This is a genomic window from Streptomyces sp. NRRL S-31, assembly GCF_000718775.1.
Lineage (GTDB): Bacteria > Actinomycetota > Actinomycetes > Streptomycetales > Streptomycetaceae > Streptomyces.
The window spans coordinates 16,664-31,577 of the sequence record NZ_JOCB01000098.1; the positions used below are offsets into that span (position 1 = coordinate 16,664).

General features: G+C 76.0%; 3 protein-coding genes. All 3 read left to right on the forward strand.

Annotated elements, in window-relative coordinates; all coding sequences use genetic code 11:
- Positions 1 to 13 precede the first annotated feature (13 nt).
- Positions 14 to 7,789, forward strand: coding sequence for a type I polyketide synthase (locus IF37_RS41010; RefSeq protein WP_052845466.1), 7,776 nt, complete (start codon positions 14 to 16; stop codon positions 7,787 to 7,789).
- The gene (locus tag IF37_RS0130890; protein WP_052845467.1) at positions 7,786 to 11,130 is read left to right on the forward strand and encodes a type I polyketide synthase; all 3,345 of its coding nucleotides are present in this window, start codon (positions 7,786 to 7,788) and stop codon (positions 11,128 to 11,130) included. The genes IF37_RS41010 and IF37_RS0130890 overlap by 4 nt, the downstream gene beginning before the upstream one ends.
- A gap of 5 nt (positions 11,131 to 11,135) precedes the next feature.
- The coding region (locus tag IF37_RS39920) for a type I polyketide synthase (protein ID WP_158727416.1) at positions 11,136 to 14,914 on the forward strand (3,779 nt) is incomplete at its 3' end.

Here is a 14,914-nt window from a genome sequence, read left to right on the forward strand (position 1 = left end):
CGAGGAGTTCCTCATGTCCCCCACCGAAGCGCACACCCCCGCAAACGCGCCCGTCCGCGCCAGTGCGGTGGCGGTGATCGGTGCGTCGTGCAGGCTGCCGGGTGCGCCGGACCCCGACGCGTTGTGGCGGCTGCTGATCGAAGGACGCCACGCCGTGGACCGTCCAGGGCCGGTACGGTCCCGGTACCTGCCGCCGACAGCCACGGACGTGGGCGGCTGGCTCGACGACGTGGCCGGCTTCGACGCGCCCTTCTTCGCCATGTCCCCGCGTGAGGCGGCCGCGACCGACCCCCAGCACCGGCTGCTGCTGGAACTCGCCTGGGAGGCACTGGAGGACGCGCGCATCGTGCCCGCCGGTCTGCGCGGCAGCCGCACCGGCGTCTGGGTCGGCGCCATGACGGACGACTACGCCCTGCTCTCCGCCGGCGCGGGACCCCCCACCGCCCACAGCCTCACCGGCCTACAGCGCACGCTGCTGGCCAACCGGGTCTCCTACTTGCTCGGAGCCCGCGGACCTAGCCTGACCGTCGACTGCGGACAGGCCTCCTCGCTGGTCTCGGTGCACCTGGCCTGCCAGAGCCTGCTGCGGGGGGAGAGCGAACTCGCCCTGGCCGCCGGGGTGCAGCTGAATCTCGCGGCCGAGACCACCGAGCGGGTCCGGGCCCTGGGCGTGCTGTCGTCCGACGCGAGGTGCTTCACCTTCGACGCCCGCGCCAACGGGTACGTACGCGGCGAGGGCGGCGCCGTCCTGGTGCTCAAGCCGCTGGAGCGGGCGGTGGCGGACGGGGACGCCGTGCGGGCCGTGATCCTCGGGACCGCGACCAACAACGACGGGGGCGGCCCGGACCTGAGCACGCCCGACGCCGAGGCCCAGGAGGATGTCCTGCGACGCGCCTGGACGGCGGCCGGTGTCGACCCGGCGCGGGCCGCGTACGTCGAACTGCACGGCACAGGCACACCGGTGGGTGACGCGGTGGAGGCTTCCGCGCTGGGCGCGGTGTTCGGCCCCGGGCGGCCCGCCGGCCGCCCGCTGCTCGTCGGGTCGGTCAAGACCAACATCGGGCACCTGGAGGGCGGCGCGGGCATCGCGGGACTGCTGAAGACGGTGCTGAGCCTCGAGCACGACGTCCTCCCGCCCAGCCTGAACTTCGAGACCGCCGCGCCCGCCGTCGAGGCGGAGGTCCGCCGGCTGCGGGTACCCCGGGTGCCGGTGCCATGGGCGGGGGGAGCGAAGGTGGCCGGCGTCAGTTCCTTCGGGGTGGGCGGCTCCAACTGCCATGTGGTGGTGGCCGCCGCCGATGCCTTCTCGGCGGCGGAGCGTACGGCCCCCCCGACGACGGGTCCCGGTTCGCCGCGTCCCACGGGACAGCCGGGCGGGTGGCCGGACCGTGCCGCGGGGCCCTGGCTCCTGCACGGCCGGGACCGTACGGCTCTCGCCGAGCAGGCCGCGCGGCTGGCCGCCCACCTACGGGCACGGCCGGAGCTGGCGTCGGCCGACGCGGGGCTTTCCCTGGCCCGGACGCGTTCGGTGTTCGAACACCGGGCCGCCGTCGTCGCCCGCGACCGGGACGCGTTCCTCGCCGGCCTGGACGCCCTGGCCGGCGGCAGGTCCGCCGCCGGTGTTCTCACCGGCACCGTACCGCGCAACCGGCCGGCCGCCTTCCTCTTCCCCGGGCAGGGCACCCAGTGGCCGGGCATGGCGCGGCGGCTGCTGTCCGAGCAGCCGGCGTTCGCCGCCGCGGTGGCGGACTGCGCGGCTGAGCTGGACCCCCTGACGGGCTGGAGCCTGACGGACGTGCTGGAGGGTCGCCCCGGCACCCCGTCCCCGGACCGCGTGGACGTCGTCCAGCCCGTCCTGTTCGCGGTCATGGTCGCGCTCGCGGCACTGTGGCGCGAGCACGGGGTGGAGCCCGCGGCCGTGCTGGGGCACTCCCAGGGCGAGGTGGCCGCGGCCTACGTGGCCGGGGCGCTGTCACTGGCGGACGCGGGGCGGATCGTGACCGTCCGGAGCCGCCTGATCGGCCGCCATCTGGCGGGAACCGGTGGTATGGCGTCGGTGCTGCTGGGCGAGGACGCCCTCGCCGAACGGCTGCGTCCCTGGGCGGGCCGCCTCACTCGTGCCGCCACCAACAGCCCGGACGCGACCGTGATCGCGGGCCCCGGCCCGTTGCTCGACGAGGCCGTCGCCGCGCTGGCGGGGGACGGCGTGCGGGTCAAGCGGATCGCCGTGGACTACCCGTCGCACTCGCCGGCGGTGGAAGCACTGGCTGAGCGACTGGCCGGGGAACTGGCCGGCGTCCGTCCCCGGCGCGGGCGGGTGCCCTTCTACTCGTCCCTCACCGGCGGCCTGTTCGACACCGAGCGGCTCGACGCCTCGTACTGGTACCGCAACCTGCGGCACGAGGTCCGGTTCTCCGACGCGGTGGGGGCGCTCACAGCGGCGGGCACCCGGGTGTTCGTCGAGGTCGGCCCGCACCCGGTGCTTCTCCCCGCGGTGCACGCCACGGCTTCGGCGGCCGGGCTCGGGGTGCACCTGGTGGAGACGATCGCCCGCGGCGAGGGTGACTCATCGCGCTTCTTCGCGGCACTCGCGGCCGCACACGTCGCCGGCACCGAGGTGCGGTGGGAAGCGGTGTGGGACGGCACCGGCGCACGCGCCGTGGCCCTGCCGGCCTACGCCTTCACCCGGCGCCCGCACTGGCTTCCCGGTCTGGCCGCGCCGGGCGCGGAGCCCGGCGCGGCCAGACCGGCACGCCGTACGGCGACCGGGCCCGGCGTGCGTCCGGCCGCCGCCGGCGCAGACGGACACCGCGGCGTGACCGTCGAGCTGGTCGCCGCCGCGGCAGCCGCCGTGCTCGGCTGTCCCGACGGCGACACGGTCGACACCGGGCGTCCGCTGCGGGAACTCGGCCTCGACTCGATGCTCACCCTGCGTCTGGCCGAGCGGCTGAGCACGGCCTGCGGTCTGCGGGTGCAACCGAAGACGCTGTTCGACCACCCGACCTGCGCCGAACTCGCCGACCACTTGGCGGCCCGCACTGAAGCCGCCAACCCAGCGGCCTGCACCGAGGCCGATCATCCGACTCCCGGCGAGTCCCCGATGCCTGGCGAGTTTCCGACACCCGAGGGACTCGCGACGCTCGACGACCACCCGATGCTCGGCGGGTCCCCGGCTCCCGGCGGGCTGCCGACCGGAGCCGACCACTTGGCCGCCGCCAGGACCGGAGCCGATCATCCGACGCCCGGCGAGTCCCCGATGCCTGGCGAGTTCCCGACACCTCAGGGACTCGCGACGCTCGACGACCACCCGATGCCCGGCGAGTTCCCGGCTCCCGGCGGGCTGCCGACCGGAGCCGACCACTTGGCCGCCAGGGCCGGAGCCGATCATCCGACACCCGGCGAGCCCCCGATGCCTGGCGAGTTCCCGACACCTGAGGGACTCGCGACGCTCGACGACCATCCGATGCCCGGCGAGTTCCCGACCCTCGGCGGTCTGCCGACCGGAGCCGACCACTTGGCCGCCGCCAGGACCGGAGCCGATCATCCGACGCCCGGCGAGTCCCCGACACCCGAGGGACTCCCGACGCTCGACGACCACCCGACGCCCGGCAGGCTCCCGATGCGGGCGGCGACACCGGCCGGCGGTGACTCCGGTGACGCCCCCGTCGGCGTCGTATGCGAGCCAGGCGACGCCATGGCCCCCGCGCCGGACTGGGCTGCCGGCACCCCGCCGAGGTACGGCGTGCACACCGACGCTCCCGGCGCCACGGCGGACGCCCGGCCCGTTACCGCCATGGGGAACCCAGGGACCGCGGCGCCCGGTATCACCGGTATCACCGGTATCACCCGTACCACCGGTATCACCCGTACCACCGGTGGCGCTCGGCCGCAGGCCGAGCAGGAGCCCATCGCCGTCATCGGCCAGGCATGCCGTTTCCCCGGCGCGGACGGTGTGACCGCCTTCTGGCGCATGCTCGTCGACGGCAACGACCCCGTGCTCCCGCTGCCCGCGGGACGCTGGCCCCGCACCGGGGAGGACAGTCCGCCCCTCCCGGCCCGCGCCGGGCTCCTGGCCGACGAGCACATCGAGGGTTTCGACGCGCGGTTCTTCGGCATCGCGCCGGACGAAGCGCGCGAGATGGACCCGCAGCAGCGGCTCTTCATGGAGGTGGCCTGGGAGGCGATCGAGGACGCGGGGCTCGACCAGCGGGCGCTGCGCGGCTCGCGGACCGGGGTCTACGTGGGCGTCAGCTGGCACGACTGGGCCGAACGTGCTCGAACGGCCCCCGTGTCGCCGTACACGGCCACCGGGCGGGCGCTCAACATGACGGCGAACCGACTCTCCTACGCGCTCGGCCTGCGCGGGCCCAGCATGGCCGTCGACACCGCCTGCTCGTCCTCGCTGCTGGCGGTTCACCTCGCCTGTCAGGCCCTGCGTACCGGGGAGGCGACCACCGCCATCGCCGGCGGGGTCAGCCTGCTGCTGACCGAGGAGTCGTTCCGGTCGCTGCGCGCCTTCGGCGGCCTGTCCGCCGACGGGCGCTGCAAGACCTTCGACGCCTCGGCCGACGGATACGGCCGCGGCGAGGGATGCGGCGCGGTGGTCCTGAAGACGCTGTCCGCCGCCCGCGCCGACGGGGACGACGTCTGGTGCGTCATCCGCGGGTCCGCCACCAACAACGACGGACCGAGCAACGGGCTGACGGCGCCGAACCCGGCGGCGCAGGAAGAGGTGCTGCGGGACGCCTGCCGCAGGGCGGGGGTGCTGCCCGCCGACGTCCACTACGTGGAGACGCACGGCACGGGCACGGCGCTCGGCGACCACATCGAGGTCTCGGCGCTCAAGACGGTGCTGGGCGAGGGCCGGCCGCCGGACCGGCCGCTGGTGCTCGGTGCCGTCAAGAGCCGGATCGGTCACCTGGAGGCGGCGGCCGGCATCGCCGGACTGATCAAGACCGCGCTGGTGCTCCGGCACCGGGCCGTCCCGGCCAACCTGCACTGCACCACGCCCAATCCGCACATCGACTTCTCCGGGCTGCGCCTGCCGCGGGGGCTCGAACCCTGGCCCGACCGCACTCCGGCCCTGGCCGGCGTCAGCTCCTTCGGCTGGGGAGGCTCCAACGTCCACGTGATCCTGGAGGGGACAGAGCGGACGGAGGGGACCGGTGCCGGCCCCGCCGGGCAGCGATCACCCCATCGCGCCGGGGCCGGTCCCGTCCTCGTACTCGGCCCGCTCGGAAGCGGCTGGGCCGCTACGGCACGCCGTCTGTGGAGGACCCGGCGGGTGTTCCGGGAGACGTGGCAGGAGTGCGCCCGGGCCTTCGCACGGCACGCGGGGCGACCGTCGCTGCCGCCTCCCGCCGAGGGCACCGCGCCCGGCCCCCGGGCCGTGTTCGCTTTCCACCTGTCGACCGTCGCCCTGCTGCGGGAGGCCGGCACCGAACCGGCTTCCTATCTGGGCATCGGCGCCGGCGAGATCGCGGCGTGCGTCGCCGCCGGGCTGCTGGACATCGCCGACGCGGTGCCGCTGCTCGACCCGGACCGGGGAGCGGGCCGGGCCGAGGCGGTGGCCGTTGCCGAGGCCGCCGCCGACGACCCCGCCCTGCCGGTGTCCACGACGGTCCGGGTGGCCGCACGGCTGGGCACGCGCACCACGCTCCTCACCGGACCGCCGGACGAACTGCACGCCGCGGTGGGCGCCCTGGCAGCCGCCGGGAGACGCTGTGCCCTGCTCGGCCGGGCCGATGCCGACGGCCTGCGTCCGCGGTGGACGGATGGCACCGGCGCCCGGACCGCGATGCTGCGGCCGGGGCGGGTCCCCGTCCTGTCGGCGTACGACGGCGGTGACCTCGCCCGCGCCTCCACGGGCGCGCACCGCACGGTCCGCGGACCACGCGAACTCCTGCGCCTGCACGACACGGTGGCCGCGGTGCTGGCCGGGGGCTGCCGCGTCCTCGTCGACTGCGGAGGGCACCCGGTGGTCACCGAGGCCCTGCGGCAGACCGCGGACGACGACGGCCGCGGAGCCCTCGTCCTGCCCGTCGCCGGCTGGACCGACGGGGACCGGGCGGCGCTGCTGCGCCCCCTCGCGGCAGCCCGGTCCGCCGCGCCCGCCGACGAGCCGCCGGCCCTCGTCACGCTGTCCGCGAAGAGCGGCACGGCGCTGCGGGAGCTCGCCGGGCGCACCGCCGCCGCGATCGAGCGGGAGGCGGACCTGCCCGTGCGGGACGTGGCCGCTGCCACCGCGCGGCGCACCGCCCACGCCCATCGGCTCGCCGTGGTCGCTTCCTCGCCGAAGGACCTGGTCCGGGCGCTGCGCGCCCACGCCGCCGGTGAGCGCGCCAGGGGCACGGTGTGGTCTCCGCGAGCCGCACAACGTCGACCCCGCACGGCGTTCCTGTTCCCCGACGACCGCGGACCCGGCGCCTTCCCGGCTCCGATGGGTGAGCTGCCGGGCGAACCGGCCTTCCGGGCGGGGGCGGCGGAGAGCGGTCGCGCGGTCCGGGCGCTGTCCGGCCGTTCCGCGCCGGACGGGCCGGCTCGACCGGGTGATCCGGCCGGACCGCGTCCGCCGGTGGCCGGCGGTGGCCTTCCGGGCGGCCCGTCCGCCGCGGACGCCCTCACGCTCCAGCGGGAGCTGGCCGCGCTGCTGCGCTCCTGGGGGGTCAGGCCGGATGTAGTCGCGGGCCGGGGCGCCGGGCTCGTCGGCGCCCTGCACGAGGCCGGTGTGCTGCACGAGCCGGGTGTGTCGCACGAGGCCGGTGTGCTGCCGCCGGCCGAGGAGGTCCGCCGGGCGGCCGGCGAGGCGGACCGGGCGGAGCCTGCGCCGGGGGAGCGTTCGCCGGCGGAGCAGCCCCCGGAAGGACATGGCCCGGAAACGGCGGGGGAAGGAACCGTCCCGGTCCTCGACCTGTCCGAGGCGCCGGACACACCACCGTGCCAGGGCGGCCTCGGTGACGAGGAGCTGGCCAGGCTGCGGCAGGAGGGCGTCGACGTCGTCGTGGAACTGCGGGCCCGTCCCGTCCTGCATGTGCTGGCCGGAACCGGCGGCGACGACCCGGCCGGGGTGGACACCGACAGCGAGGGCACCGGCGGGGACGAGACGCCGGAAAGCGCCGCGGCCGGGGAACGCGGACACCTCCACACACTGCTGGCCCGGCTTTTCGTGCTGGGGGTGCCGGTGCGCATGCCGGCGCCGGCGGCCCCTGCCTGGAAACCCCCGGCCCACCCCTGGCAGCGCACGCGGTTCCCCCTACCGGGTCCGGCGGCTCCCGTCGGCGCACCCCCCGCCGCGGCACCCGCCCGGCGGCCGGTGGCCTCGCCGCCGCTCCGCCCGGACCCCGCACCTCCACGGCCGCCGGCGCCGTCACCCTCCGCACCGGCCAGGCCCCCCGCCCCGCCGTCCGTCACCGGGACGGTCCGCTCGACGGTCGCCCACCTGGTGGGTCAGCCGCTTTCGGAGGCCGACGACGACCGACCCCTGCGCGAACTCGGCATGACGTCGGCCATGGGCGTCGAACTGTGCAACCGGTGGCAGACGGTCTTCGGCCTGCGGCTGCCGGACAGCACGGTGTGGAACCACCCCACGGTGTCCGCGCTGTCCGCGCTCATCGCCCGAAGGCTCGGCGCCACGGCCGAAGAGCCCGCCGGCCACCCGTCCGCGTCACCGGACAGCGGCGGAGGACAGGAGCCCGGTGACCGGAGCGGCGCCGACGGCGTCAGGGAGCTGGAGGCCGAGCTGAGGCGTGAACTGGCGGCCCTCGCACAACGGATGGAGAACACGGCATGAAGGAGACCGACGGGATGCCGGGCACGTCGTACCGGGCGGAGCTGACGGCCGCCCTGCGGGCCGTACGAGAGGCACGGGTCAGGCTGGAGGAGTTGCAGGAGGACCGGCACGAACCGATCGCCGTGGTGGGGATGGGCTGCCGTTTCCCGGGCGGTGCGACCTCGCCCGCGCGGTTCTGGGACCTGCTGTGCGACGGCACCGACACGGTGACCCCGGTGCCCGCGGAGCGGTGGGGCGGACGCGGAAGCCCGGCGGACTCTCCCGGGCCGCCGGCATTCGGGTCGTTCATCGAGGAAGTGGACGCCTTCGACGCCCGGTTCTTCGGCATCGCGCCCGCCGAGGCCGCGCGGATGGACCCGCAGCAACGGCTCTTCCTCGAGGTGGCCTGGGAGGCCCTGGAGGACGCCGGCCGGACCCGGCAGGACCTGCGCGGGGCCGAGGTCGGCGTGTTCGTGGGCGCCAACTCCAGCGAGTACTTCCACCTGCAACTGGCCGCGAGCGACGACGTCGACATGCACACGCTGCTGGGAGGGACCGGGTCGGCGATCGCCAACCGGCTGTCGTACGTCCTGGACCTGCGCGGACCCAGCATGGTCGTGGACTCGGCCTGCTCCTCCTCGCTGGTCGCCGTGCACCTCGCCTGCCGGAGCCTGCGGCAGCGGGAGTGCTCCGGCGCGGTGGCCGGCGGCGTACAGCTGCTGCTCTCGCCGACGGTGGCCCGCACCTACGCCGACGACGGGCTGCTGGCCTCCGACGGCCGCTGCAAGACGTTCGACGCGTCGGCCGACGGCTTCACCCGGGCGGAGGGCGTGGGCGCCGTCGTCCTCAGGCGGCTCTCGGACGCGCTGGCCGACGGGGACCGGATCTGGGCCGTGATCCGCGGCACCGCCGTGAACCAGGACGGGCGGACCAACGGCATGCTGGCGCCCAGCGGGCCGGCCCAGCAGGAGGTGGTCCGGCGGGCGCTGCGCGACGCCGGGCTCCCGCCCGGCCGGATCACCCTGGTGGAGGCCCACGGGACGGGCACCGCGCTCGGTGACCCCATCGAGGTCGAGGCGCTGACCGAGAGCTACGGGAAGGACGACGGCAGCGGCTTCGGCTGCGCACTGGGCTCCGCGAAGTCGAACATCGGCCACCTCGAACCCGCCGCGGGGATCGCCGGCCTGATCAAGGCGGCGCTGAGCATCCACCACCGGCGTGTGCCGCGGACCCTCCATGTGCGCGAGGTCAACCCGCGGATCGCCCTGGACGGTACGCGGTTCGAGATCCCCGCAAAGACGCGGCCCTGGGACGTCCCCGACGACCACCGGAACGCCGCCGTGAGCGCCTTCGGCGCCGGCGGCACCAACGCCCACGCGATCCTGGGCCCCGCCCCCGCGGACACCGCCCGCACGCCCGCACCCGGCGGCGCGTACGTGCTGCCGGTCTCGGCGGCGAGCGGCGAGAGCCTCCGGGCGATGGCCGCGGCCTACCGGGACCACCTCCGCTCCCCCCAGGGGGCGAGCACCCCGTTCGCCGACATCGTGCACACGGCGGCGGCGCGCCGCACCCACCACGAGCACCGGCTCGCGGTCGTCGCGGCATCGCCCGCCGAGGCCGCCGACCGCATCGACGCATGGCTGGACGATCCGGCCGCGGCGGGCACCGCCTGGGCGCGTTCCTCCTCCCCCCTCGGGCGCAAGACGGTCTTCGTCTTCCCCGGCCAGGGCGGGCAGCGGCCCCGTATGGGCCGGGAACTCATGGGCAGCTGCCCGGTGTTCCGGGCCGCCGTCGAGGAGTGCGACGAGGCCCTGCGCCACCGGCTCGGGTACTCGGTGATCGACACGATCCACGCCATGGCGCGGGACGCGGCGCTGACCCGCACGGACCTCGTGCAACCGGCGCTCTTCGCCCTCTCGGTCGGGCTGGCGGCGAGGTGGCGGTCCTGGGGGGTCGAGCCGGACGCCATCGTCGGGCACAGCATGGGCGAGGTGGCGGCGGCCCATGTGGCCGGGGCCCTCGGCCTGGAGGACGCCGCCCTCGTGGTCAGCACCCGCAGCCGGCTCCTGGAGGGACTGAGCGGCCGGGGCGCCATGCTCGTCGCCGGTCTCCCGGAGCACGAGGTGGAAGCCGTCCTGGCGCGGAGCGGGATCACGGAGGCGTCCGTGGCCGCCGCGAACGGGCCGGCCGCCACGATCGTGGCCGGAACCCCCGAAGGCGTACGGGAACTGGCGTCGCGCCTGACCGAGCGCAAGGTGTTCTGCAAGCCGCTCGCCGCGGAGGGCGCCTCGCACTGCCGCCTCGTCGAGGGCGTGCTGGACGAGATGACACGAGCGCTGTCGGGCCTCACACCCACCGCGACCCGGGTCCCCCTCTACTCGACCGTCACCGGGGAACCCGTCGCCGGGACCGACCTGGGCGCGGCCTACTGGGCGGCGAACGTCCGCAGGACCGTGCGCTTCCGGGACGCGGTGCGGGCGCTGGCCCGCGACGGTCACGGGATCTTCCTGGAGATGGGACCCCACCCCACCCTCACCTCATCGGTCCAGGACACCCTGGACGCCGACTCCGTCCCCGGCCTGGCCCTGCCCGTGATGCGGCGGGAAGAGCCCGAGGACAGGGCCGGACTCGAGGCCCTCGGAGCCCTGTACACCAGGAGCCTGCCGGTCGGCCTCGGACCCGGACCGGAGTGCGCCAGGGTGGTCTCCCTCCCCGTGTACCGGTGGGCGCACGAGCGCTTCTGGTTCCGGACGCGACGCCCGGCCGGCTCCGCCGGGCCCCCCGCACCGACCACGACGGGCACGGCGGCCGTACCCGCCGGCCCGGCCCCCGCGGCCGTACCCGCCGACCCGGCCCCCACGGCCGTACCCGCCGGCCCCGCGCCCACGGCCGTACCCGCCGGCTCCCGGTCCGGCACCGGGCCGGGTCCCGGTTCCGGTTCCGGTTCCGGTCCACGGTCCGCGTTCGCGCTGGTCCGCGAGGCCGTGGCGGACGTGCTCGGCTACCGGCCCGCGGAGGTCGATCCGGACGAGGGCTTCTTCCAGATGGGCATGGACTCGGCGATGGCCGTGCGGGTGGTCGCGCGCCTGCGGAAGGCGTGGGACCGGCCGATCTCCGCCGCTGTTCTGTTCGAGTGCCCGACCGTCCGCGCACTGGCCGAGGCCCTGGGACAGGAGGCACAGGGGGACACCGCGCCGACGGCCGGGCCGGCCCCTGCGGCGGCACCCCCGCCTCCCACCGGCGGTGCGCCACTGCCCGGCCCCGGCGACGATCCCCTGGGCCTGCTGGACGAGGACGTACTGCGGGACCTGCTGCTGAAGGAACTCGGCACCGCGTGTCAGCGGCCCGCCAAGGAGGCGTGACGACCATGACCGACCGACCCGTCCCGGACAGCCGGGCCGCACTCGCCGCCGCCCTCCGGGAGATCTGGCGGCTGAAGAGCCAACTCGCCGCCCGCCCGCCGCGCACCCCGGAACCGGTCGCGATCGTGGGCCTGGGGTGCCGGTTCCCCGGCGGGTCCGACGACCCGCGGCGGTTCTGGGAGTTCCTGGACCGCGGCGGTGACGGCATCACCGAGGTGCCAGCCTCCCGGTGGGACGCCGGCCGCTACGACGGCGGCCCGGAGCACGCCCCCGGCCGCACGGTGTCCCGCCGGGGCGGTTTCCTCACCTCGGTGGACGGTTTCGACGCCCGGTTCTTCGGGGTCTCGCCCCGTGAGGCGGCCTTCATGGACCCGCAGACCCGGCTGCTGCTGGAGGTGTCCTGGGAGGCCCTCGAACACGCCGGCATCGACCCGGGGGGCCTGCGGGGGTCGGCCACCGGCGTGTTCGCCGGGATCACGAACCACGACTACTCCGAGCAGCAACTGCGTCTTGGCGTCGAGGAACTGGAGGCGTACTCACTCGGCAGCCGGGCGGGCACGTTCGGCGCGGGCCGGCTCTCCTACTGGCTGGGGCTGCACGGGCCGAGTCTGTCCCTGGACACGGCCTGTTCCTCCTCGCTGGTCGCCGTGCACCTGGCCTGCCAGAGCCTGCGCTCGGGCGAGTCGGACCTCGCCCTGGCCGGCGGGTGCAACGTCCTGCTGAACCCCGCCTGGTCGGTGGTGCTCTCACAGGCCCGGGCGCTGTCCCCGCACGGCGTGTGCCGGACGTTCGACGCCGCGGCGGACGGGTACGTGCGCAGCGAGGGCTGCGGAATGGTGGTCCTCAAACTGCTGCGGGACGCCGAGCGCGACGGCGACCGGGTCCTCGCGGTGATCCGGGGATCGGCCGTCAACAACGACGGCCGCAGCAGCGGCGTGACCGTGCCCAACGCCCAGGCCCAGCGGGCCGTGGTGGCCGGGGCACTGCGGGACGCCGGAGTCGCGCCGGCCGACATCTCCTACGTGGAGGCGCACGGCACCGGGACACCGCTCGGTGACCCCATCGAGATGCGGGCCCTGCACACGGTGCTCTGCGGCGAGCGGACGTCCCCCCTCCGCGTCGGCTCGGTGAAGACCAACATCGGCCACGCCGAGGCGGCCGCCGGGATCGCAGGACTGATCAAGACCGTGCTGGCCCTGACGCACGAGCGCATCCCGCCCCACCTCCACCTCGACCGCCTCAACCCGGCGATCGGTCTCGAGGACGGCACGGTGGAGATCCCCACCGTCCCGACCCCCTGGCCGCGTTCGGCGGAGCGTCCGCGGCTGGCGGGCGTCAGCTCGTTCGGCGCGAGCGGCACCAACGCGCACCTGGTGGTGGGCGAGGCCCCGCCGCCCGCACCGCGCCCGGCCCCGGCCGCGCCGCGCCCGGCGCACCTGCTGGTGCTGTCCGCCCGGACCCCGTCGGCGTGTGTGGAACTGGCACACGGCTACCGCGCCGTCCTGGAGGCCGGCACACCCCTGGAGGACGTGTGCGCGACGGCCGCCGTGGGGCGCGCGCACCTGCCCCACCGCATGGCGCTCACCGCCGGTTCCGCGCGGGAGATGGCCACGCTGCTGGCGGACGCCGGGAACCCGCCCGGCGACGGGGCGTGGGGCGGCGCGGTCAGCACCGGACAGGTGCCGACCGGGAGCGAGCAGGAGGTGGTCTTCCTCTTCACGGGACAGGGCTCCCAGCGCCCCGGGATGGGACGGGAGCTCTACGCGTCCGAGACGGCGTTCCGTACCGCCCTGGACCGCTGCGACGAGGTGCTGCGCCCGTTGCTGGGGCGCCCGCTGCTCACCGTCCTGGATCCGGCACCCGAGGACGAGGAACTGATCCACGAGACCCGCTGGACCCAGCCGGTCCTGGTCGCCTTCGAGTGGGCCCTGGCGCAGCTGTGGCGCTCGTGGGGGATCGAGCCGGCCGCGGTGCTGGGCCACAGCGTCGGCGAGCTGACGGCGGCCTGCGTCGCCGGGGCGCTCGGCATTGAGGACGCCCTCTCGCTGGCCGCGACCCGCGGCCGGCTGATGCACGACCTGCCCCGGGGCGCGATGGCGTCCGTCTTCGCGCCGCTCCCGGTGGTCGAGGCGCTGATCCCGGACGGTCCGGCACGGGTGTCCGTGGCCGCCGTCAACGGTCCGGAGAGCGTCGTGGTGGCCGGCGCCCCCGACGCGGTGGACGCGCTGCTGGCGGCCCTGGCCGGCCAAGGGGTGCGCACGCTGCGGATGGGCTCGTCGCGGGCTTTCCACTCGCCGTCGGTGGACCCGGTGCTCGACGCCTTCGAGCAGGCCGCGGCCGACGTCCGCTTCGGCCGGCTGCGGATCCCGCTGGCGTCCAACGTCACCGGCGCCCTGCTGGAGGACGGCGGGTACACCGCCCGCTACCTCCGCGACCACGCGCGGCGTCCGGTCCAGTTCATGGCGGGAATGCGGACCCTCCTGGAGCGGGGCCACCGGCTGTTCCTGGAGGTCGGTCCGGCGCCCACCCTCGCCGGAATGGCCGGGCGCTTCGCGTCCGGCTTCGCGGGCGGCGAACCGGTGCGGTTCGTGCCCACCCTGCGACCGGCCCACGACGAGACCAGGACGGTGGCCGAGGGCCTGGGCGCACTGCACACCTGTGGCGTGCCGGTCGACTGGAAGCGCTTCCACGCCGACCGCCCGTGGCGGCCGGCCGAGCTCCCCACCTATCCCTTCCAGCGGGAGCGGCACTGGATCCGCGCGATCGAGCCCGGCCCGCCGGCCGCGCCGGAGCCGGTGCCCGGCCGGGCCTCCGCCCGGGGCGCCGGCACCGGCACGACGGACCTGCTGGGGCATCTGGTGCCCTCACCCCTGGCGACGGCACAGTTCGCCGCGCGCCTGGACCGCGACACGCACCCCTGCGTCGAGGACTGCGTCATGGACGGCGTGCCGATCGTGAACTTCGGCGTGTACGTGGAGGCCGCGTTGGGTGCCGCGCGGGCACTCCACGGGCCGGGCACCGTGATCCTGTCGGACTGCCTGGTGCGGCAGAGCCTGGTCCTGGAGGCGGGCCGGCCGCTCGATGTGCAGCTCACCGTGGATCACGCCGGTGAGCGACAGGGCACGTGGCGGTACTTCGCGCGGAACGACGCCGGGGAGACGGCGGACGCCTGGACGCCGCACGCCCAGGGAAGCCTGGCCGTCGTCCCCGCCGCGGACCAGCCCCGCCTCCCGGTGGACGCGTTGGCCGCGGGTCTGGCCGCGCCGCGGTCCGCCGAGGCCTTCTACCGGTGGCTGTGGCGCCGGCGGGTGTACCTCGGGCCGAGCGCCCGCTGGGTGGAGAGCGTCCGGGCGGGCGACGGGCAGGCGCTGGCGCGGATCCGCGCGCCGCACGACGGCGAGAGCGGCCGCTACCGGCTGCACCCGGGCATCACCGACTCCATGTTCCAGACCCTGTTCGTGTGCCTGCCGCCGGACGTGCCCGAGGACACCGCCTTCCTGCTGGTGGCCGTCGAGCGGCTGGTGTTCGCCGGCTCGACGCCCGATGCCGCCCTGTGGTGTCACGCGCGGGTACTGCCCGCCGCCGCCGGCGCGACCGTTCTCAGCGCCGAGGTGCGGCTGCTCGACGACGACGGCCGGGTGGTGGCCGCGGCGGAGGGCGTCAGCCTGAAGCGCGCCCGCAGGGAGACGGTGCTGCGCGCGGAGCCCGCCGGCCGGCCCGGCGTCACCCGACGGCCGCTCGGCCCGCAGGCGGACACCGCGGACGCACGGCCGGGGCCGTCGGC

Coding starts and splice junctions, on each gene's coding strand:
- IF37_RS0130890 (WP_052845467.1), top strand. CDS start 7,786: ATGAAGGAGACCGACGGGATGCCGGGCACGTCGTACCGGGCGGAGCTG.
- IF37_RS41010 (WP_052845466.1), top strand. CDS start 14: ATGTCCCCCACCGAAGCGCACACCCCCGCAAACGCGCCCGTCCGCGCC.